Genomic DNA, 20,808 nt, shown 5'->3' on the forward strand with positions numbered 1-20,808 from the left:
CGGACCTCGCGCGCGTCCAGCAGGTGCTCGACGCGCTGGTCCCGGACTCGGTGCGCTTCCTCCGCACCGACGTGGACCGCGGCGGGCGGCGCGCGGTGAAGGTCGACGTGGAGGTGCTGGTCGACGACCCGCCGCATCGCACCTGGGCCTCGATCCGGGACCTGCTCGAGGAGGCGCGGGGCCGCGACGTCCCCGAGCGCACGATCGACCTGGCGCTGGCGGTCTTCGGCCGTCTCGCCGAGGCGGAGGGCGCGACCCACGGGGTCCCGGCCGACGAGGTCCACTTCCACGAGGTGGGGGCGCTGGACTCCCTGGCCGACGTGATCGGGGCCTGCGAGGCGTGGCGGCGGCTCGGCATCGAGGAGGCCACCGGCGGCGTCCTCGCCGTCGGCTCGGGCCGGATCCGCGCCGCGCACGGCGACATCCCCGTCCCGGTCCCCGTGGTCGCCCGCCTCGCCCTCGGCTGGCCGACGGTCGCCGGCGAGATCCTCCCCCCGCGCGGGCACGCCCACTCCCACAGCCACGACCACGCGCACGACCATCCCCATTCCCACGACCCGGTCCCCGTCCCCGACTCCGACGCGAGCCCTGCCCGCCCACGCCCAGGGCGGTCCGCACGAGCACGGCGGCCGGCGCGTCCCCTCCGGTGTCGCCCCCGGCATCGGCGAGCTCGCGACCCCCACCGGCGTCGCCCTCCTGCGCGGCCTCGCCGCGACTGCCGGCCCCCAGCCGATGATCGCCACCGAAGCGCTCGGCGTCGGCGCCGGCACCAAGGACACCCCGGGCCGCCCGAACGTCGTCCGAGTCCTCGTCGGCCGCCCGTTCACCCCCGAGCCGCACGCCGCCGGGCGGCCTTCCACCGCGCTCCCGACGACCGCACCCCGGTCCACGGCGCCGCGGGTGACCGCGCCCTCCCCGGCCGATCCCGCGGCAGCGGACCCCGCCCCCGCCCCCAGCACCCTCGCCGCGAACGAGCTGGTCGCCGACGATCTCCCGCCCGACGCCCACGCCACCCCCACCTCCGCTCTCCAGCTCGAGGCGAACGTCGACGACCTCGACCCTCGTCTCTGGCCTCGCGTCCTCGAGGAGCTCCTGGACGCGGGCGCTCTGGACGCCTGGCTCGTCCCGATCTCGATGAAGCACGGCCGGCCCGCCGTCACGATCCATGCCCTGGTCCGCGAGGACTCGCAGCCAGACGCCGCGCCGGCTGCTCATGGACCGCACCGGCACCCTCGGCGTGCGGATGCACCGGGTCGACCGGGTCATCCGCACTCGCGAGTTCACCGAGGTCAAGGTGCGCGGTCAACGCATCGCCGTGAAGATCGCCCGCGACCAGCACGGCACCGTCGTGCGCCGCGAACCCGAGTTCCGCGACGTCGCCGCCGCGGCCCGCGTGCTGGGCATCAGCGAGCGCACCATGCTCGACCTCGCCAAGGAGGCCGCGGCAGGTCTCGCGACCAGCTGACACGGCCCGTGCCGACGCTCTCCCGGCCCCCACGCGACGACAACGGCACCGGCGACCGCAGCGACCGGCGGGGTCGCTGCAGAAAAGCACGTACATCACGTACATCACGTACACCGATCTCTTCGACAGCACCGCTGCTCGCTCCCGGTTCGCCGTTCCGCCGACGGTCACGACCAGCGGCCCTCGGGCCGCGCCCGGCCGATCGCCCGGCTCGACTTCCCCGGTTCCACAGCGGCACCCCGACCCCCGCGAGATACTGGGAAGGGACCGACGCCACTCCCGAGGAGGAGGACCCCATGCCTGCCCTGCCCGACGCGATCACCAAGGCCATGACCATGGCCCGTACCGCCGAGAACGGACGCCACGCGGAGGTCCTGGTGAGCGACGGTCCGCTGCGCCAGAGCGTCATCGCGCGCGTCGCGGCGTGCGCCTGCCCGAGCACAACTCCCCGCCCGCCGCGTCGATCCAGGTGGTGCGCGGCGGCGTGCGCGTGACCGGTCAGGAGGAGGCGGAGTCGCGCGCGCCGGCGACCTCGACGCGCTCACCCACTTCCGCCACGCCGTCGAGGCGCTCGAGGACTGCGCCTTCCTGCTCACCGCCGTCACCTCGCAGCCCAGCGGCGGCGCCCACGCCACCCGCACCGGCGAGATGCCGGTGATGAAGGACGAGGACCGAGCCTGACGGAGCGGCCTGACGGAGCAGGGCCCGACCGCGCTCGGCAACGCTCCTCGCCCACCATGCCGCGAGCTCCCCGCGCGACGGATCGCCGGGGAGCTCGCGACGCGTCAGAGCGTCAGCCCACCTCGCCGCCGCCCTGCCCGCCGCTCAGCTTCGCCAGCCGCGGCCACGTGTCCACCACCGTGTCCGGGTTCAGGGACATCGAGGCGATGCCCTGCTCGAGCGACCATTCGGCGAGGTCCGGGTGGTCCGACGGGCCCTGCCCGCAGATGCCGACGTACTTCCCCGCCGCCCGGCACGCCTCGATCGCACGGCCCAGCATGAACTTCACCGCCGGGTCCCGCTCGTCGAAGGCGTCCGCGACCAGCGCCGAGTCGCGGTCCAGGCCCAGCGTCAGCGCGTCATGTCGTTCGAGCCGATCGAGAAGCCGTCGAAGTGCTCGAGGAACAGCTCCGGCACCGCGGCGTTCGAGGGGATCTCGCACATCATGATCACCTCGAGCCCGTTCTCCCCGCGCACCAGCCCGTGGGTGGCGAGCAGGTCGATCACGCCCTTGCCCTCGGCGGGGGTGCGCACGAAGGGGATCATGAGCTTCACGTTGGTCAGCCCCATGTCCTCGCGCACGTACCGCGGCGCCTCGCACTCCATCGCGAAGCAGTCGGCGAAGTCCTCCGAGAGGTACCGCGAGGCGCCGCGGTAGCCGATCATCGGGTTCTCCTCCTCCGGCTCGAACAGGGTGCCGGCCAGGAGGTTCGCGTACTCGTTGGACTTGAAGTCGCTCATCCGCACGATCACCGGCTCCGGGTGGAAGGCCGCGGCGATGGTCGCCACGCCCTCGGCGACGCGCTGGACGAAGAACTCGCGCGGCCCCTCGTAGGCGCTGATCCGCTCCGTCACCTGCGCGGCGATCTCCGGCTCGTCCTTCTCCAGACGCTCCAGCTCGAGCAGGGCGCGCGGGTGGATGCCGATCTGGCGGTTCACGATGAACTCCAGCCGCGCCAGGCCCACGCCCGCGTTCGGCGACCGGGAGAAGGAGAACGCCTGCTCGGGGTTGCCGACGTTCATCATGATCTTCGTGGGCGGCGCAGGCATCGAGTCGACCTCGGAGGAGGAGACCGAGTAGTCGAGGATCCCCTCGTACACGTAGCCGGTGTCGCCCTCGGCGGCGGAGACGGTCACCTCGTCCCCGTCGGCCAGGTCCCGGGAGGCGGTGCCGGTGCCGACCACGGCCGGGATCCCCAGCTCGCGCGCGTTGATCGCGGCGTGGCAGGTGCGCCCGCCGCGGTCGGTGACGATGGCGCTGGCGCGCTTCATGATCGGCTCCCAGTCGGGGTCGGTCATGTCGGCGACGAGGACCTCGCCGGGCTGGAACTCGTGCATGCGGTCGATCGTGTCGAGCACCCGGACGGGGCCGGCGCCGATCCGGGCGCCGATCGCACGGCCCTCCACCCGGACGGGGCCGCGGGAGGCCAGGAGGTACTTCTCCACGGTGTTCCCGGCGCGGGACTGCACGGTCTCGGGGCGGGCCTGGAGGATGTAGAGCCTCCCGTCGGCCCCGTCGAGTCCCCACTCGATGTCCATCGGCCGCCCGTAGTGCTCCTCGATGACCAGCGCCTGGGTCGCGAGCTCGGTGACCTGCTCGTCGGTCAGCGACAGCCGGACCCGCTCGGCGGGGTCGACGTCGACGAAGGCGGTGGTGCGGCCGACGGCCGTGTCGGTCGTGTAGATCATCTTGGTGGCCTTCTCGCCCACCTGCCGCTTGAGGATCGCGGGCCGGCCCTCGCGCGACCCGGGCTTGTGGACGTAGAACTCGTCGGGGTTCACCGCGCCCTGGACCACGCCCTCGCCGAGCCCGAAAGCGGAGGTGATGAACACGGCCTGGTCGAAGCCGGACTCGGTGTCGACGGTGAACATGACGCCGGAGGAGCCGATGTCGGAGCGGACCATCTTCTGCACGCCGGCGCTGAGCGCGACCGCGGCGTGCTCGAAGTCGTGGTGGACGCGGTAGGCGATCGCCCGGTCGTTGTAGAGCGAGGCGAACACCTCCCGGATCGCGAGCAAGACGTCGTCGATGCCGCGCACGTTCAGGAAGGTCTCCTCGTCGCCCGGCGAAGGACGCGTCCGGCAGGTCCTCGGCCGTCGCCGAGGAGCGCACCGCGAAGGACGCCTCCTCGCCGCCGCCGGCGGCGAGCGTCGAGTACGCCTCGCGGATCCCCTCCTCGAGGGCGGAGGGGAAGGGCCGCTCGATGACCAGCGCCCGGATCTCGCGGCCCGCCTCGGCGAGCGCGATCGTGTCCTCGGTGTCCAGGCCCTGCGGCCGCTGGTCGATGCGCTCGGCAAGGCCCGTCGCGCCGAGGAACTCGCGATAGGCGTCGGCGGTGGTCGCGAAGCCGTCGGGCACCGCGACCCCGAGGGCGGAGAGGTTCGAGACCATCTCGCCCAGGGAGGCGTTCTTGCCTCCGACCTGCTCGAGATCGGCCATGCCGAGCTCGGAGAACCAACGGATGCTCTGCGTCATTGCTGCTCCTTCGGGGTGGGGACGCTCACCGGGCGGTGGTGCCGCGGCGAGCCAGGGACTGGAGGATCAGGGTCGACATCTCCTCGACCGACTTGCTGGAGGAGTCGACGAAGTCGATGCCGTGCGTGTCGTACACGCGGCGGGCCCTCGACAGCTCCCAGCGAGTCTGCTCGAGGGAGGCGTAGCGGGAGGAGGCGCGGCGCTCGGAGCGCACGGCGGTCAGCCGCTCCGGCGAGGTCAGCAGGCCGAAGCAGCGGTCCGCGACGGCGGAGATCGAGCCGGGCGCGACCTCGCCGGCGAGGTCCTCGTCCACCAGCGGGTAGTTCGCCACGAAGATCCCGTGCATCAGGGCCAGGTACATCGAGGTGGGGGTCTTCCCGCGGCGGGACGGCGCGATGAGGATGACGTCGGCCTTCTCGATCGCGCGCACGGACTGCCCGTCGTCGTGCTCGATCGCGAACTCGACCGCCTGCATGCGGCGGTTGTAGCGGCGGGAGTCGCCGACCCCGTGGAGCCGGGCGGGGGCGTGGTCGCCGGTGACGCCGAGCCGCGCCTCGAGCTGGGCGAGATGGCCGCTGACGAAGTCGATCACGGGTGCGCGGGTGCGCAGCGGCTCCTGGCGCACCGACTCGTCGACGACGGTGAGGAACACCAGCGGCGCGATCTCGCTGTCCGCCGCCGCGTCGAGGTCCTCGCGCACCTCCCGAGCCTCTTCGACGGTGCGGAGGAAGGGGATCAGCCGACGTTCGAAGGGGACCGACGGGAACTGCAGAGCGCAGCGCGTTGCCCATGGTCTCGGCGCTGATGCCGGTGGAGTCGGAGATGAAGAAGACGGGGACCGCATCGGCCGCAGGACGCTCCGCGGCGGGGCGCGGGCGGGGGCACGCGGACGTCTGCCGGGCGGCGGCCGGCGGCGGCGGGGGGATCGGAAGCGATGCGTTCATTCGGCGCCCCTTGCGATGGGCCCGGCCGGGGCCGGGGACACGTCGGTGTGCTGGGGCCACCGTAGCCGCGAGCGCCGTCGCCGCGTGCACCCGACCACGAAGGTGGCGCGGCTCACCTCCTCGCTGCGCGAGATCGCCGAGGTGCGCGTTCACCCGAGCGTGATCGTGCACGACCGTCCCCGGTGGTCAGACCCTCTCGAGCACCCCCACCAGGAAGCCGTCCGCGGCGGGGCGGAGGTCCCAGGTGGAGAAGCGCTGGGCGAGCACGAGCCCGGCCGCGGCGGAGTCGGCCGTGAAGTCCTCGATCGCGTAGCCGCGGTCGAGCCCGAAGCCGACCACCAGGCGACCCTCCGGCGCAAGATGCGCGGCCAGCGCCGTGAGCGCCGGCCGGCGCTCCGCCCCCGCGAGGAAGGTCAGCACGTTCCCCGCGCACACCTCGAGATCGAACTGCTCGCGCTCCCCATGCCCATCGACCAGGTCCAGCTCCGCGAGGTTCCCCACCTCCCAGCGCCCAGCCGGTCGCTCGGCACGGGCCACCTCGATCAGGTGCGGATCGAGGTCGACGCCGACGACCCGGTGTCCGGCCCGCGCCAGGCGCCCGCCGACCCGCCCCGTGCCGCACCCGGCATCGAGGATCCGCGAGCCGCGCGGCGCCATGGCGTCGATCAGCCGCGCCTCGCCGTCCAGGTCCTGTCCGGCCGCGGCGAGACGCTTCCAGCGTGCGGCGTAGCCGGCCGCATGCTCAGGATCGCGCCGCACCGCGACCGTCCACAGGTTCTCGTCAGGGCCGATGCCGGGGATCGTCATGACCCCATTGTCGGGCCCGCCCTCACGCGTACGCGCGCGAGTCGTCCCGGATCTGGCCCACGAGCTCCTCGAGCATGTCCTCGAGGGTGACCACGCCGATCACCTCGCCGCCGGAACCGGTCGCCGCACCGAGGTGCGCGCCGGAGCCCTGCATCTCGGCGAGCGCGTCGCGCGGCGGCTGGTCGCCGCCGATCCGGGGCGCGCCCGGATCCGCTCCGCGGGGATCGGCTCGTCGCGCGTGGCCTGGACGGCGTCGAGCAGGTCCTTGATGTGGACGTAGCCGGTCAGGCGCCCGTCGGCCGCCTTCACGGGGAAGCGGGAGTAGCCCTCGACGGCCGCGGCCTCCGCCTGGGCGGCGGTGGCGCCCTCGGGCAGGGTCGAGACCTTCTCGAGCGGGATGACCAGGTTCGCGACCGAGCGGGCCTCGAAGCGCAGGGCGCCCAGCAGCAGCGCCTCGTCGTTGTCCTCGAGCAGTCCGCCCTCGCGGGACTCGCTCACCATCGCCGCGACCTCGTTGCGGGTGAAAGCGCTGGTGACCTCGTCCTTCGGCTCGATGCCCATCATCCGCAGCACGAGGTTGCCGATGGAGTTCAGTAGCCACAGCAGCGGCCGCAAGACGGTGACGATGCCCATCAGCACCGGCGCCAGGATCAGCGCCATCCGCTCGGGGCCGGCGAGCGCGATGTTCTTGGGCACCATCTCGCCGAAGACGACGTGGAGGTAGGTGACCAGGGACAGCGCGATCACGAAGCTGATCGGGTGGGTGAGCGCGCCCGGCACGCCGATCGCCTCGAAGGGGCCCTCGAGCAGGTGCGCGATCGCGGGCTCGCTGATCGCGCCGAGCGCGAGGGAGCAGACGGTGATGCCCATCTGGGCGCCGGCCATCATGAGGGAGACCTGCTCCATCGCGGAGATCGTGACCTTCGCGGCCCAGTTCCCCTCGAGCGCCTTCGGCTCGATGACGGAGCGTCTCGCCGAGATCAGCGCGAACTCCGCGCCGACGAAGAAGGCGTTCAGGAGCAAAGCAGGACCAGGGTGGCCAGCAGGCCGACGTAGTCGCTCATCGGGCCACCTCCTCGTCCTCGGCCCGCACATCCGACTCGTCGGGCACCGCCTCGACGATCACGTGCACGGTCTCGATCCGCATCCCGTCGATCTCGACGACGACGATCCGCAGGCGCGCCGGCTCCTCGCCGGGCGCCGGGTCGGTGTCCACGACGATCTCGTCGCCGACCTCGGCCAGGCGGCCGAGCTCCATCGTGACCAGGCCGCCGAGGGTGTCGTAGTCCTCGTGCTCGGGCACGGTGACGCCGAGCCGCTCGGTCGCCTCGTCGGGACGCATGCGCGCGTCGAGGTCCCAGGAGCCGTCGGGCTCGGGGGTGTCGTCCATCTCCTCGTCGTGCTCGTCGCGGACCTCGCCGACGATTTCCTCGACGAGGTCCTCGAGGGTGATGAGGCCGGCGTGGTCGCCGAACTCGTCGACGACGACGGCCATCTGCAGGCCGCCGGCGCGGAGGGTGTCCATCAGGTCGTCCAGCGGCACCGTGTCCGGCACGAACGTCGCCGGTCCCATCACGGCGTCGACCCTCGTGGTGGGCCGCTCATCGAAGGGGACGGCGAGGCCGTGGCGGATGTGCGCGACGCCCGCGATCTCGTTCTCCTCGTCCTGCACGGGGAAGCGGGAGTGCCCGGTCTCGCGGGCGAGCTCCAGCAGGTCGGCGACCGTCTGGTCGACCTCCAGGGAGTCGACCCTGCCGCGGGGCACCATCGCGTCGTGCGCGCGACGGTCGCCGAAGGCGAGAGTGCGCCGCACCAGCGAGGCGGTCTCCTCGGCGAGGGCGCCCTCGTCGGCAGAGCGCTTGACCAGGACGGACAGCTCGTCGGCGCCGCGGGCGGAGCTCAGCTCCTCCTGCGGCTCGACGCCGAGCGCCCGCACCACCGCGTTCGCGTTGCCGTTGAACAGGCGGATCGGGAGGGCGAAGATCGTGCTGAACAGGCGTTGGAAGCCGACGACCAGCTTCGCGGTGCGCGCGGCTGTGCGATCGCCATGTTCTTGGGGACCAGCTCGCCGAAGATCATGGTCATGCCGGTGGCGAGGACCAGGGCGAGGGCGACCGACGCGGAGCGGGCCGCGACCTCGCTGAGCCCGGCGTCCACGAGCGGCGGGCCGACGAGGGCCGCGATCGCGGGCTCGGCGAGGAAGCCGATGCCGAGGTTGGTGACCGTGATCCCCAGCCGCGCTCCGGAGAGGCGCGTGGAGAGGGTCTTCATGCCCCGCAGGACACCGCCGGCGCGCTTGTCGCCGCTCTCGGCGGCGGCCTCCACGTCATTGCGGTTGACCGTGATCAGGGAGAACTCCGCGGCGACGAAGGCGCCGCAGGCCAGCACGAGCAGGAGCCCGATCGCCAGCGAGACGAGGGGACCGATCAGATCCATGGACGGATCCCCCCGTGGGAAGTGAATGAGTGCAGGCCCGAAGGCCTGGGACTGTCACTGGGGGCGTCGCTGGCGGCGCTCATGATCTCCTGGTGCTCCTGGGGAACCCCGCCGTCTCTCGGCGGGGAATGCAGGAATGCTACAGCCCGCCCCCTGGGCGGCGGGAGGGAATGCGGGCGAGCGCTCAGCGTCCGTCCGCGTCGGCGGCCCGACGGCGCAGGAAGGCGGCGACGGCCCTCAGCTCGATCTCGTCGACCGCGTGCCCGAGCCGCGGGCGGCGCTCCTCCTCGAGCGTGGTGTGCGCGCTCATGAACTCGCGGACCGCCTGCTCCCGCTCGGGGTCGTAGAGGGGGTCCATCCCGCCGTGGCCCCACAGCGCGGGCGGACGCACCTCGGCGAGCGCGGCATCGCCCTCCATCGCGGCGGGGAACGGGAAGCCTGAGAGGTTCACGACGAATTGGAGCGCATGCGGATCGCGGCGCAGGAGCTGGAGGGCGACCGCACCGCCCTGGGAGAAACCGATCGCGCCGACGACGGGGCGCTCCTGCGCGGCGATCCACTCCTCGACGGCCGCGGCCGAGGACTCGATCGCCTCGGGCCGATCCGGGTCCAGGGGCATGTCGAACCAGGCATAGCCCTGCACGTACCGGAAGATCCCGCGCACGGAGACGTACTCGAAGACGGGCGGGAGGAAGGGCACGAGGCTCGCGAGGTCGCGCTCGTCGCTGCCGAGCCCGTGCATCAGCAAGCACGATCGGGGCGTCCTGCGCGCCGCCGCGCTCCACGGCGCTCTGGTCGAGGTGCGGGGCGATCAGCTCCACGGAGCCGTACTGGGGCGAGGTCGTCATGGCACGAGGCTATCGACTCGCAGGCGTCGGGGCAGGGAAGAACCCCCAGGTCGCGCGGTGCGCTGGTCGGAAGGACGAGGTCCGACCCCTGGGGGTCCCGGCGACTCGGTGGTATTCGCTGCGCGTCCGGATGAACGGTCGCCTCAGCGGCGAGCCACCTCACATGTCCGATAAGAAATCACTTCTCGGATCACCTCCTTCCCTGTGTGCTCACACCGTAGACCCGTCGTCACCCGAGAGCAACGGATTAAACGGGGACGGCGTCGCCGCAGGTCAGGCCAGGGGCGGTTCCTGCTCGGGGAGGATCTCGTCCAGCCCGCCGTCCTCGCGGGCGAGCCGCTCTAGTCGCTCGTCGTCGACGTCGGCCTCCATGCGGTCCTCGTCGCGGTTGCCCTGCTCGGCGGCGGTCGCGCCGTCGGCGCCACGCGCCATGTCCGTGTCGATGCCGTGGGCGTCCACGAGGCGCTCCTCGGGGCCCTCGGCGGCGGCGCGATCGAACTCCAGGGTGTCGTCGATGCTGACCTCGTCGGAGTCCGGCGCCGGATCCTGCCCCTGGACCTGGTCCACGTCCTGCCACTGGTCCTCTCCCAGCGGCCCGTCCTCGCCCTGGGTCGTGCTCTCGGGGTCGAAGCTCTCGGTCATGTGTCTCTCCTCCGGAGGGTACTCGGGCGGTCAGCTCAGGGCGTCGATGATCGCCGCGTTGAAGGCGTCGAGATCATCGGGTGTGCGGGAGGTGATGAGGCGGAACCCGGCCTCGTCGTCGATGACCACCTCCCGGTCCGCCCAGCGGGCACCCGCGTTGACGAGGTCGGTGCGGATGGCGGGGACGGAGGTCAGGTCGCGGTCGGCGGCGAACCCGGTCTCGACCAGCATCCAGGGAGCGTGGCAGATCGCGGCGACGACCTTGCCGTCGGCGCCGAAGGCCCGCACGAGCCGCTGGGCGGCCTCGTCGGTGCGCGGCTGGTCGGCGTTGAGCGTGCCGCCCGGGATCACGAGGGCGTCGAAGTCGACGGCCCTGACCTGCTCGTAGGTGGTGTCCACGGGGACCTCGGGGCCGGGGTCCCTGTCGCCCGCGAGGGTCTTGACGACACCGGGCTCCGTCGCCGCGACCGTCACGGTCGCTCCCGCCTCACGCGGCGCGGCGATCGGCTTCGTCAGCTCATCGGACTCGGTGCCGAAGTTGGTGGTCAGGACCAGGATGCGTCGATCGTTCAGGGCAGCCATGGGGCTCTCCTTCCGTCGGTGACACCTGCGACGCTAGCACCGCGGAGCGGGCCGCGCCCTCCCGCTCGACCGACCGTTCGGGGGTGCCCCTCAGGTGCCGCAGAAGGTCATGAAGGCATCGCCCCCGTCGCCCGGCCCCTCGAGAACCTCGAGCCCCTCCCGCCGCTCGAAGGGCGACCCCACGGCGTCGAGCAACCTCAGCACCGGTGCCATGTCCCCCAGGTGCGCGGCCCGCGCCGCCGCCTCGAGATGGACGTTGCGGGGGACGTACAGGGGGTTCGCGCGGCGCATCGCCGCACGGGCCTCGTCGGCCGAGTCCCCGTCGCCCCGCGGCGTTTCCCAGCGCCGCGACCAGTCCTCGAACGGTGCCGGCTCCGCGAACAGCCCCGCCGCCGTGCCCCCGCCGAGCGCCCGGAAGAACCCCGTGTGGTCCACCCGCTGCTCCTCGAGGAGGGTGAACAGCTCCTCCCCGAGCTCCCGCACCTCGCCCCGCTCCCCGCGGACGCCGAGCTTCGCCGCGAGCCCGTCGGCGTACGCGTCGAGATACCTGCTCTCGAACCCCTCGAGGACCGCCGTCGCCCTGGTCACCGCAGCATTCGGCTCCCCTTCGATCACCGGCAGCAGCGCCTCGGCGAAGCGGGAGAGGTTCCACAGCGCGATGCCGGGCTGGTTGCCGTAGGCGTAGCGGCCGCCGCGGTCGATCGAGCTGAACACGGCGCCGCGGCGGTGCACGTCCAGCACGGCGCAGGGCCCGTAGTCGATGCCCTCGCCGGACAGCGTCATGTTGTCGGTGTTCATCACCCCGTGCACGAACCCGAGCAAGATCCACTGCGCCACCAGGTCCGCCTGCGCCTCGGACACGGCCTGCAGCAGTCCCAGCGGCCCGTCGGCCGACGGGTGGTGCCGGACGATCGCGTGGTCGACGAGCCGCCCCGTCACCTCGGGCCCCAGGTGCCAGGAGGCGTACTCGACGGTCCCCACCCGCAGGTGGCTCGCGGCGACCCGCACCAGCAGCGCACCCGGCTCGTCGGTGACCCCCTGGCGCGGCGCGATCCTCTCCCCGGTGGTGAGCACGGCGAGGGCGCGCGTGGTGGGGGCGCCGCAGGCGTGCGACCAGCGCCCGATCACGGCCTCGCGCGACGATCGGACCGAGCGGCGCCTTCCCGTCCCCGCCCCGCGCGAAGGGCGTCCTGCCCGCCCCCTTCAGGTGCAGGTCCCGTCTTCTGCCCCGGGCGTCGACGATCTCCCCCAGCGGCACCGCCCGCCCGTCGCCGAGCCGCGGGTTCGCGGTGCCGAACTGGTGGCCGGCGTAGGCCTGCGCGACGGTGCCCTCGATCTGCCCGGTCAGCGCGCCATCCCGTCCTCGCCCCGCGACCACTCGGGATCCAGCCCCAGCTCGCGGGCGAGCTCCTCGTCGAGCCAGACGAGCTCCGGACGCGGCGGGACGTCGGCCCGCCACGGCGTCGAGAGCTCGGGCGGCTCGGCGGCATAGGTCTGATGGATCTCGGGCACGGCTCACCTCTTCCCCACCAGGCTACGCCGTCGGGCCTTACCCACCACCAACATCTGCGGCTCGGACCAGCACATGGTCCGCGGCCGCACCACCGCCCCCGAGGGCCTCGTGCTCGGCCACGAGATCACCGGCGAGGTCGTCGAGACCGGGCCGGGCGTGGAGTTCATCAAGGAAGGCGACCTGGTCTCGGTCCCCTTCAACATCTCCTGCGGCCGCTGCGAGATGTGCAAGACGGGCCGCACCGAGATCTGCCTGAACGTGAACCCGGACCGTCCCGGCAGCCGCCTACGGCTATGTCGACATGGGCGGCTGGGTGGGCGGCCAAGCCGAGTACGTGGTGGTCCCCTATGCCGACTGGAATCTGCTGAGGTTCCCGGACAAGGACCAGGCCATGGAGAAGATCCTGGACCTGACCATGCTCTCGGACATCTTCCCCACCGGCTTCCACGGCGCGGTCTCCGCGGGCGTGGGCCCGGGCAAGTCGGTGTACATCGCGGGCGCCGGCCCCGTCGGGACCGCCGCCGCCGTGGGCGCGCAGGCTGCTCGGCGCGTCGGTCGTGATCATGGCCGACATGAACGCGGACCGCCTCGCGAACGCTGCGAAGTTCGGTTGCGAGACGATCGACGTCTCGAAGGAGGACCCGCGCGAGGGCATCGCCCGGATCCTCGGCCGCGAGGAGGTCGACGCAGGCGTGGACGCCGTGGGCTTCGAGGCGCGGGGGCACGGCAAGGAGGCGACGGAGGCGCCCGCGACCGTGCTGAACACGCTCATGGACATCACCCGCGCCGGCGGCGCGCTCGGCATCCCGGGCCTGTACGTCACGGGCGACCCGGGCGGCATCGACGAGAACGCGAAGGTCGGCTCGCTCTCGATGCGGTTCGGTCTCGGCTGGGCGAAGTCGCTCAGCTTCACCACCGGCCAGTGCCCGGTGATGCGCTACCACCGCCAGCTCATGGAGGCGATCCTCCACGACAAGGTGCAGATCGCCGATGCCGTGAACGCCACCGCGATCTCGCTGGACGACGCACCGAAGGGCTACGCCGAGTTCGACTCCGGCGTCGCCAAGAAGTACGTCATCGACCCGCACGGCGTGACCGGCAAGGTCCAGGCCGTCTGACCTGGCACGACACCTGACATCGGGGTGAGGGCGACCAGCCCTCACACCGATGTCAGGTCACCCGACGTTCACCCCGACACCACCCAGGTGTCTCCCAGGTCACATACGGTGCTCGAGGCCCTCCCCTCCAGCGAGCAGGATCCTCGATGCCCTCCGCGCCCCGCGCCCCCGCCCTCACACAGACCCGCTGGCTCGCGCTCCTCGCAGCCTTCGCCCTCCTCCTCCCCGCGCTCCCTGCCGCGCCCGCCGCGGCGGAGGTCACCGACGGACAGCTCGCCGAGGGCGGGGTGTCGCGCGACTCGCAGGACTACCGCGTCGCGCCGGGCCTGGACCTCACCACCTTCTCCCGCCTCGAGGAGGGAGGCTGGAAGGAGGGGCGGCGTCCTCACCGCCGACCTCACCGAGTCGACCCTCTCGGTCGACGTCACCGACGACGGCACCGTCACGGGCCGCTCCCCGCTGACCGATGTGATGCACGCCGGCGAGCGCGGTGACCGCGCCGTCGCCGCGGTCAACGGCACCTTCTTCGACATCAACCACTCCGATGCGCCGCCGCGCACCTCGATGAGCTCTGCCGGCGTGCGCATGGGCACCTCCCAGGCGATGCCCGCGCTCACGCTCGCCGACGGGAAGGCCGCGATCCAGGCCCTCTCCGCCTCCGGCGAGCTCACCACGGCCGACGGCGCCGTCCACGAGCTCGAGGGGATCAACAACCCCTCCCTGCCTGAGGACGGGATCGGGGTGTACACCCCGGCGTGGGGCGACTACACGCTGGACCGGCCCGTCGGCGCGCCCGACGCGATGGCCGAGGAGATCGCGCTGGCGACCATCGTCGACGGCACGGTCACCGAGGTCACTGAGGTGCAGGACTCCGCCGGCGACCCGCAGATCCCCGAGGACGGACAGGTCTTCGCTGGGCCGCGAGGACGGCGCCGGCATGGTCGCGGACCTCGAGGTGGGCGACGCGGTCGACATCGAGATCGGCCCCGACCAGGACGTCGACCTCGGCATCGCCGGCGACCATCAGATCCTCGAGGGCGGCGAGGTGCCGGACATGGGCGGGGATTCCCTGGTCACGACCTCCCATCCCCGCACCGCCGTGGGCGTCAGCCGGGACGGCAGCGAGCTGTTCGTGCTGGTCCTGGACGGCCGCAGCACCGCGTCCACGGGGATGACCCTGCCGGAGATGGGGCAGATCCTCGAGGACATGGGCGCGCACAACGCCGTCAACCTCGACGGCGGCGGCTCCTCGGCGCTGGCCGCCCGCACCGTCGGCAGCGAGAGCGAGGCGTTCTGGAACAGCCCGTCGGACGGGGTCGTGCGCGAGGTGCCCAATGCGCTGGTGTTCTACTCCGACGCCCCGGCCGAGGAGCTCGCCGACGTGCACACGACCCTCGCCCTCGAGGGCGAGGACGCCGTCTTCCCCGGCCTGCGGCGCTCTCTGGAGGCGACCGGTCTCGCCGCCGACCTCTCCCCGGTGATGGCCGACGGCGCCTTCACCGCGGAGGGCGCGGTGGAGCTCGAGCAGTCCGACCAGGCCGGCGCCGTCGTGCGCGGCACAGGTCCCGGCGGCGGCGCCGTCACCTACACCGCCGCGGGCCATGAGGCGCGGCAGGAGCCGCGCGTGCTCGGCGAGCCCGTCGGCCTGCAGGTCTCGGAGCGCTCGCTGAACCTCCCGGACGCCGAGATCTCCCGCACCGTGGCCCTGACCGGTTACGACGCCGACGGACGTCGCGCCCGGATCGAGACGGCGGATGTCGAGGCCACGACCTCCGACGGCTTCGAGGTCACCGACGACGGCCTCGGGAGCTGGAGCGTGCGCGCGACCGGCGAGGTCGCCACCGGCACGCTCACCCTCCGCGCCGCGGGCCTGTCGACCACGGTCCCCCTCACCCACGGCACCGAGGAGCAAAGAGGTCCTCGACTTCTCGGACCTCTCCGCCTTCAGCGACGACGCGGCTCGGGCGACCGGCTCCTTCGAGGTGGCCGAGGGGCCGGCCGGCGAGGACGGCGAGCCGACGCTCGGCGTGCGCATGACGTACGACTTCACCACCTCCTCGGCGACCCGCGGCTACTACCTGGTCGCGGACGAGCCGGTGACGGTGGACGGCTCCACGCAGGCGCTGACGATGGACGTGCTCTCCGACGGCAGCGGTGCCTGGCCCCGGTCGCAGGTGCGCGACGGCGAGGGCACGGTGACGAACCTCGACGGCGAGAACCTGGACGGCGAGGGCTGGCAGAGCGTGCGCTTCACGGTGCCGGAGGGTCTGCCGCGACCGCTGACCGTCGAGCGTCTGCGGATCATGGAGACCCGCCCGGAGGCGCAGTACACGGGCGACATCACCGTCGCGAACCTCCGCGCGACCACCACCCCGCAGGCCGAGTCGCCCGAGGAGCCGCGGATCCATGACGCGGCGCCGCTGGCGAACGGCGACGTCTCGGACCGTCCGCGCGGATCGCGGTGATGAGCGATGCCCAATTCGTGGCCGCCTCCCCGGACTCGGACGCCGTCGAGGGCGCGCGCCGCACCCTGCGGGAGATCCGGGAGGCGTCCCCGGACCTGCTGGTCATCAACGGCGACCTGGTCGACGAGGCCTCGCCGGAGGACTTCGCCCTCGCCCAGCGGATCCTCGAGGAGGAGTGGACGAGCGACATCCCGTACGTCTACGTGCCCGGCAACCACGAGGTGATGGGCGGGGACATCGCGAACTTCGAGGAGGCGTTCGGGCCGACGTCGACCGCGCAGGATCTCGGCGCGACGAAGCTCATCACGATGAACAGCGCCCCCGGCACCCTCGCCGGGGACGGCCTGGGCCAGCTCGAGATGCTCGAGGAGCGGCTGGGCGCCGTGGCGGAGTCCGACGTGCTCACCGGGGCGGTCGTGTTCTTCCACCACCCGACCGACGATCCGTCGCCGAGCGAGTCGAGCCAGCTCTCCGATCAGCGGGAGGCCCGGGCGATCGAGGAGCAGCTCGCCGAGTTCCGTCGCACGACGGGCAAGTCCGTCGCGCTGGTGAACGCCCATGCGGGCGTGTTCCACGGCGGCGCGGTCGAGGGCGTGACCACGCTGGTGAACGGCAACTCGGGCAAGTTCCCGGCGGGCACGCCGGCGACGGGCGGCTTCACGGGTTGGACGATGCTGGGCATCGATCCGGCCTCGGGCGTGGTCGGCCGGAATCCCGCCACGCAGGATCGGGTCGACTGGCTCGCGGCGGAGACCCGCCCGTGGGTCGACTCCCTCGCGGTCGAGGGCCGGGACCAGCTGGCGGTGGGCGAGGTCGGGGAGGTCTCGGCGACGCTCACGCAGGACGGCCGGGAGGTGCCGGTCGCGTGGCCGGTCACCGCCCAGTGGGGCGGCACCGGGGTGCATGTCGCGACCGGCGGAGCGGGCGACGAGCATCCGGACCGGCGTGACGTCGTCCGGGTCGATCCGCGCACCGGCGAGATGACCGGGGCGCGCGCCGCGGCGCCGCGACCGTGACGGTCACGGTGAACGGCGAGACGGCGCGGATGACGGTGAAGGTCGCCGGCGAGGGCCGGTGAGCTAGAACGGCGGGTCGCCGAGCGCGGCGATCGCATCGGGGTCCGGCGGCCGGAGCCGGTCGCGCAGGTGGGGGTGGGCGATGGCCATCGCCTCGCGACGCCGCTCGTCGACCCGTTCTCGTCGTGGCCTGGCCCGCTCGGCGGCGGCGAGCCGCTCTGCGTCGGCGTGGAGTCGCTGGTGGATCCGCCAGGCGGCTTCGAGTGCTTCGGCGGTGACCGGGGTGACGAGGTCGGTGTCTTCGACGGTGCGGGCACGGATTCCGCCGTCGATCTCCCAGTCGGTGGCGACCGGTCCGGGTGAGCCGCCGAGCTCGCGGCTGGGGTCGGGAACGCGGGTGGGGTCGAGGAGCCCGGCGGTCTTGAGCTGGTGATGCCTCCAGCACAGCCGGTGCAGGTTCTGGAGCGAGGTCGGGCCGCCCTCGTCGGGGTGGTCGTGGTCGTACTCGAGGATGTGGTCGTCCTCGGCGGCGAGGCGGGTGGGCCGTTCGCATCCCGGCACCGCGCAGAGCGGATGGCGAAGCCGCGGCTGGAGCCTCGCCTGGGCGGTGGGGTGGTAGGTCTCGGCGACCGCGTCGCAGGGCGCCCCGATGATCGGGTCGGTGAGGATCCGCAGCCAGGTCGGCTCCCCGGCGGCGAGGTCCCGGGCGAGCTCGGCCGGGATCGGCGTGAGCCCATCGAGCATCGCGGGGGTGTTCTCCAGTCCCAGCGGCGTCGTGACCGGCACGGTGACGAGGATCTTGTAGGGGCCGCGGGTCTCCTGGACCGGGTCGATGTCCAGCACTGAGTGGGTGAGGATCGCGTAACGAAGGGTCGCGAGGGAGAGGGCGCGGCCCCGCTCGGCGAGGTCGCCGTCCATGTCGAAGGGCGCGGCCCCTCCTCGCCGTCGCGCAGGGCGGCGCGCGCGCCTTCTGGACGGTGCGCGCGGCGACGTCGAGCCGATGCGCGAGGCCCTGGATCTCGGGGATCGGTCCGGTGACGTAGAGCGAGGCGGTGCCGGCCCTCGTGTCGACGTCGAGCGACTCGACGGAGCGGGATGCCCGCGGCGGCTCGGGCACGGTGCCCGCGGTCGCGAGGCGCACGGCGAGGCGGACCTGCGCCTCGAAGGTCGCCTTGGAGACCGCGGGGATCTCCACCCCGGCGAGGTGGCGGTCCACCGACTCCTTCTGCGCATCGTCAAGGCGGCGCACCTGGCGCAGCAGGTAGCGGTGGAAGTCCTCGGGCATGTCGCCGCGTGCGAGGTGCGCGAAGGTCGCCGGCATGAGATCCACGGAGGTGCGGGCGTCCAGCACCATCGACCAGGCGCGGGCCGCGGAGGTGCGCAGGCCCACGGCGACCTTCACGCCGGTCATGTCCGCGTTCTCGGGGATGCCGCCGGTCTCGGGATCCTCGCGGAAGAACATCGCCAGCTGTCGCAGCTGGTGGGCGTAGAGGCGGGCCCTGGTCTGCATCGTGCGGTGCAGTGCGAGCACCCGCGACGCCTCGATCGTGCCGGACTCCACCTCGGCGAGGATCTGCTCCTGGTCCAGCGGTCGACGGGCTCGCACTCGCCAGCGCGGGGCGGGGGCTCCGTCGCACCGTCGGTCGCGACCCGAGTCCCAGCTGCGGCGATGCTGCCCTGGGTGGCTTCGTCGGCGGTCGCCGCGTCTGCCGCGGCCGCCGGCGCCGGCTCCCGTGCCGGCGTCGGACTCGGACTCGAGCGGGGCCCCCGGCCCCTCGTCGAACTCACCCATTACGGGCTCTTCAGAGTTGAGTGTGGGGTGAGGCGTCGAGTCCGCCGGTGATGAGGAGCATTCGGAGGCGATAGTGCTCGAAGTTCCGGAAGCCGCGGGCGATGCGGCGGCCGAGTTCGATGATCCCGTTGATGGCCTCTGTGCCGCCGTTGCTCGCGCCATCGGTGTCGAAGTAGGCCAGGAACGCTGTCCGCCAGCGGCGTAGGGTCTTGCCCAGCCTCGCGATCTCGGGGATCGGACAGCTGGGCGGCGTGTCGATGAGCCGCTGGGCGAGTCGACGTCCCTGCGCGGGCGTGGGCTGGTGGAACACGTCTCGGAGGTCCTGGGCGCACTGGTAGGCGACCTCGACCGCGACGTGATCGGGATGGGCCGCGAATGCGCTGGCCAGGCGGGTCTGCTGGCGCGGCGTGAGGCGTTCCCGTCCGGCGCGGAGAACATGGCGGATCCCGTAGAGGGGGTCGCCCTTGCGGCCTCGGTGGCCGAGGGTCTCCTGCTGGATCCGGCGGCGGACGTCATCGACTGCGCCCCGGCGAGCTTCACGATGTGGAACGCATCCAGCACGCAGGTGGCGTCCTCGAGTTGGTCATCGATCGCGTTCTTGTAGCCCTGGAACGGGTCCAGCGTGGCGATCTCGACCCGCTTGCGGAACTCGTCGCCGCGCTCGTCGAGCCAGTCTCGGTAGGCCTTGCCGGATCGGCCTGGGACGAGGTCGAGAAGTCTGGCGGTGGGGTGGGTGCCGCGAGTCAGATCGACCATCCCGGTGAGCTCCTTCGGTCCGCGCCGGCGCGGGTCCCGGTGGTGCCAGATGTGTTCGTCCACGCCCAAGACCTGCACGCCCTCGAACCGGGACGGGTCGTTCGCGGCCTTGATCAGGACTGGTCGGACCTGGGACCAGAGCGTGTTCCAGGTCGTGCCGAGCTGGCGGGCCAGGCCCTGGATCGTCGCTCCCTCGCGCCGGAGTTGTCCGATCGCCCAGCGGATCGCGCGCGTGCTCAGCAGGCCCCGCGGTGCACAGACCTCCGGGTTCTGCTCGGCGAAGGTCGTCACCGCGCAAACACGCTCGAGGCAGATCCAGCGGCGCTTGCGCCACCGAATCCGCACCGGTCGGCCAGCCCATGGCGCGTCGATCATCTCGACCACCACTCGGCCGTGACCAGTGGCGATGACACCGCAGCCAGGGCATCCGGCCACTGGATCGCAGGACTCAACCTCAAGCAACAGTCCGGCCCGGGCCTTCGAGACGGCCACCAGATGAAGGCCAGGGAAGTCCAGGAGAACGTCGCATCGGTCGCAGCGATCAAGCGCGTCAGGGCATACGCAACTATGGTTGGGCATCGTCGAGGTCCTTGGTGCGAGCAGAGGTAAGAGTCCGCTCATCTTCGGGGACCTCGACGTCTATCCTCAGCTACCCCGTATCACCGGCGCGCCCACACTCAACTCTGAAGAGCCCCATTACGCCCTCCTTCCCCGATCCGTGGACGGGACGGCCTCGGTGCCGTCCGCTGTCGCGACAGAGAATCTCTTTCATGACTCCCAACACCTCAAACAGTACCGTCGAAACGGACATTTCAGAAGGGCTCAGGCGCAATGGGGATGAATTCGTGGATAACCCATCTGTGGGGAGGAGAGGTCGCGGCCGGCGCGTTATGCGACGGTCACTCGAGGGAGGGGGCAGGGCGGCGCGGAGGTGGGAGCGGAGGCAGGGACAGGAGCATCACGCTGTGGCGGCGGGAGCAGGGGCGGGGATGGGAGCAGGGTGCTCCGAGGGCCGGAGCGTGGGCGCGAGCAGGGGTGCCGCGGGGACGGGAGCACGTGCCCGACGGGAACGGGTCCCGAACGGTGACGGCACCGGAGAGGACGGGCGCGGGACAGGGCCTTACCCGAGAACACCGAGATCGTCGCCATCCCCGCTCTTTGCGAATTGTCAAGTGCACGCTCATGAATGTGGAAAAGCGCGACTGGGGAAGAGCCGTCGGAATTGATT

The 20,808-nt window shown here is 72.3% G+C and carries 13 protein-coding genes and 8 pseudogenes; 10 read left to right on the forward strand and 11 right to left on the reverse strand.

Going from position 1 to position 20,808, the window contains the following annotated elements; translation table 11 throughout:
• Positions 1–23: 23 nt before the first annotated feature.
• The 4 genes and pseudogenes from larC (WKH84_RS13500) to WKH84_RS13515 form a co-directional block, all read left to right on the forward strand.
• A pseudogene (larC, locus tag WKH84_RS13500) lies at positions 24–413 on the forward strand (nickel insertion protein); the annotation flags it as partial.
• Positions 414–696: 283 nt separating this feature from the next.
• Positions 697–1,128 (forward strand): annotated as a pseudogene (gene larC / locus WKH84_RS13505) (nickel insertion protein); the annotation flags it as partial.
• Between the two features lie 115 nt (positions 1,129–1,243).
• Positions 1,244–1,465, forward strand: a complete 222-nt coding sequence (gene larC, locus WKH84_RS13510) for a nickel insertion protein (RefSeq protein ID WP_341854029.1) — start codon at positions 1,244–1,246, stop codon at positions 1,463–1,465.
• 296 nt (positions 1,466–1,761) lie between these two features.
• Positions 1,762–1,959 carry a hypothetical protein gene (locus tag WKH84_RS13515; RefSeq protein ID WP_341854030.1) on the forward strand — a complete coding sequence of 66 codons (198 nt, stop codon included), beginning with the start codon at positions 1,762–1,764 and terminating at the stop codon, positions 1,957–1,959.
• A 299-nt stretch (positions 1,960–2,258) separates the two neighbouring features.
• Here the strand turns inward: WKH84_RS13515 and ppsA are convergent.
• The 9 genes and pseudogenes from ppsA to WKH84_RS13560 form a co-directional block, all read right to left on the reverse strand.
• Positions 2,259–4,661, reverse strand: a pseudogene (ppsA, locus tag WKH84_RS13520) (phosphoenolpyruvate synthase).
• Positions 4,662–4,686: 25 nt separating this feature from the next.
• Complete coding sequence (locus WKH84_RS13525; RefSeq protein ID WP_341854031.1) at positions 4,687–5,505, reverse strand: kinase/pyrophosphorylase; 819 nt, start codon at positions 5,503–5,505, stop codon at positions 4,687–4,689.
• Between the two features lie 286 nt (positions 5,506–5,791).
• Positions 5,792–6,412, reverse strand: coding sequence for a class I SAM-dependent methyltransferase (locus WKH84_RS13530; protein ID WP_341854032.1), 621 nt, complete (start codon positions 6,410–6,412; stop codon positions 5,792–5,794).
• 22 nt (positions 6,413–6,434) lie between these two features.
• Positions 6,435–7,476 (reverse strand): annotated as a pseudogene (locus WKH84_RS13535) (hemolysin family protein).
• Positions 7,473–8,848, reverse strand: a pseudogene (locus WKH84_RS13540) (hemolysin family protein). The pseudogenes WKH84_RS13535 and WKH84_RS13540 overlap by 4 nt, the downstream one beginning before the upstream one ends.
• A 184-nt stretch (positions 8,849–9,032) precedes the next feature.
• Positions 9,033–9,590: an esterase gene (locus WKH84_RS13545; RefSeq protein WP_341854033.1), complete on the reverse strand. Its 558-nt coding sequence runs from the start codon at positions 9,588–9,590 to the stop codon at positions 9,033–9,035.
• A gap of 379 nt (positions 9,591–9,969) precedes the next feature.
• Entirely contained in the window at positions 9,970–10,338 is a 369-nt protein-coding gene (locus WKH84_RS13550) for a hypothetical protein (RefSeq protein ID WP_341854034.1), read from the reverse strand.
• 30 nt (positions 10,339–10,368) lie between these two features.
• Complete coding sequence (locus WKH84_RS13555; protein ID WP_341854035.1) at positions 10,369–10,920, reverse strand: type 1 glutamine amidotransferase domain-containing protein; 552 nt, start codon at positions 10,918–10,920, stop codon at positions 10,369–10,371.
• 90 nt (positions 10,921–11,010) lie between these two features.
• Positions 11,011–12,432 (reverse strand): annotated as a pseudogene (locus tag WKH84_RS13560) (protein adenylyltransferase SelO family protein).
• A 43-nt stretch (positions 12,433–12,475) separates the two neighbouring features.
• Between WKH84_RS13560 and fdhA the strand changes: the two are divergent.
• The 4 genes and pseudogenes from fdhA to WKH84_RS13580 form a co-directional block, all read left to right on the forward strand.
• A pseudogene (fdhA, locus tag WKH84_RS13565) lies at positions 12,476–13,551 on the forward strand (formaldehyde dehydrogenase, glutathione-independent); the annotation flags it as partial.
• A 146-nt stretch (positions 13,552–13,697) separates the two neighbouring features.
• On the forward strand, positions 13,698–14,045 hold the full coding sequence (locus tag WKH84_RS13570) for a hypothetical protein (RefSeq protein ID WP_341854036.1): 348 nt from the start codon (positions 13,698–13,700) through the stop codon (positions 14,043–14,045).
• A gap of 443 nt (positions 14,046–14,488) precedes the next feature.
• The gene (locus WKH84_RS13575) at positions 14,489–15,961 is read left to right on the forward strand and encodes a phosphodiester glycosidase family protein (RefSeq protein WP_341854037.1); all 1,473 of its coding nucleotides are present in this window, start codon (positions 14,489–14,491) and stop codon (positions 15,959–15,961) included.
• A gap of 54 nt (positions 15,962–16,015) precedes the next feature.
• The gene (locus WKH84_RS13580) at positions 16,016–17,032 is read left to right on the forward strand and encodes a metallophosphoesterase (protein WP_341854038.1); all 1,017 of its coding nucleotides are present in this window, start codon (positions 16,016–16,018) and stop codon (positions 17,030–17,032) included.
• A 63-nt stretch (positions 17,033–17,095) separates the two neighbouring features.
• On the opposite strand, the gene WKH84_RS13585 is transcribed toward WKH84_RS13580, so the two are convergent.
• Positions 17,096–17,950, reverse strand: a complete 855-nt coding sequence (locus WKH84_RS13585) for an HNH endonuclease signature motif containing protein (protein WP_341854039.1) — start codon at positions 17,948–17,950, stop codon at positions 17,096–17,098.
• Positions 17,951–18,084: 134 nt separating this feature from the next.
• Here WKH84_RS13585 and WKH84_RS13590 point away from each other — a divergent pair, with 134 nt between their 5' ends.
• The gene (locus WKH84_RS13590) at positions 18,085–18,297 is read left to right on the forward strand and encodes a hypothetical protein (protein ID WP_341854040.1); all 213 of its coding nucleotides are present in this window, start codon (positions 18,085–18,087) and stop codon (positions 18,295–18,297) included.
• A 54-nt stretch (positions 18,298–18,351) separates the two neighbouring features.
• Positions 18,352–18,522, forward strand: a complete 171-nt coding sequence (locus WKH84_RS13595; RefSeq protein WP_341854041.1) for a hypothetical protein — start codon at positions 18,352–18,354, stop codon at positions 18,520–18,522.
• Positions 18,523–18,834: 312 nt separating this feature from the next.
• Here WKH84_RS13595 and WKH84_RS13600 read toward each other — a convergent pair.
• Positions 18,835–20,159: pseudogene (locus WKH84_RS13600) on the reverse strand (ISL3 family transposase).
• Between the last annotated feature and the right edge of the window lie 649 nt (positions 20,160–20,808).

The sequence above is a fragment of the Brachybacterium sp. GPGPB12 genome (genome assembly GCF_038396325.1).
Taxonomy (GTDB): domain Bacteria; phylum Actinomycetota; class Actinomycetes; order Actinomycetales; family Dermabacteraceae; genus Brachybacterium; species Brachybacterium conglomeratum.

Coding starts and splice junctions, on each gene's coding strand:
- larC (WP_341854029.1), top strand. CDS start 1,244: ATGCACCGGGTCGACCGGGTCATCCGCACTCGCGAGTTCACCGAGGTC.
- WKH84_RS13515 (WP_341854030.1), top strand. CDS start 1,762: ATGCCTGCCCTGCCCGACGCGATCACCAAGGCCATGACCATGGCCCGT.
- WKH84_RS13525 (WP_341854031.1), bottom strand. CDS start 5,505: ATGCGGTCCCCGTCTTCTTCATCTCCGACTCCACCGGCATCAGCGCCG.
- WKH84_RS13530 (WP_341854032.1), bottom strand. CDS start 6,412: ATGACGATCCCCGGCATCGGCCCTGACGAGAACCTGTGGACGGTCGCG.
- WKH84_RS13545 (WP_341854033.1), bottom strand. CDS start 9,590: ATGCACGGGCTCGGCAGCGACGAGCGCGACCTCGCGAGCCTCGTGCCC.
- WKH84_RS13550 (WP_341854034.1), bottom strand. CDS start 10,338: ATGACCGAGAGCTTCGACCCCGAGAGCACGACCCAGGGCGAGGACGGG.
- WKH84_RS13555 (WP_341854035.1), bottom strand. CDS start 10,920: ATGGCTGCCCTGAACGATCGACGCATCCTGGTCCTGACCACCAACTTC.
- WKH84_RS13570 (WP_341854036.1), top strand. CDS start 13,698: ATGCCCTCCGCGCCCCGCGCCCCCGCCCTCACACAGACCCGCTGGCTC.
- WKH84_RS13575 (WP_341854037.1), top strand. CDS start 14,489: ATGGTCGCGGACCTCGAGGTGGGCGACGCGGTCGACATCGAGATCGGC.
- WKH84_RS13580 (WP_341854038.1), top strand. CDS start 16,016: ATGAGCGATGCCCAATTCGTGGCCGCCTCCCCGGACTCGGACGCCGTC.
- WKH84_RS13585 (WP_341854039.1), bottom strand. CDS start 17,950: ATGGACGGCGACCTCGCCGAGCGGGGCCGCGCCCTCTCCCTCGCGACC.
- WKH84_RS13595 (WP_341854041.1), top strand. CDS start 18,352: ATGAGATCCACGGAGGTGCGGGCGTCCAGCACCATCGACCAGGCGCGG.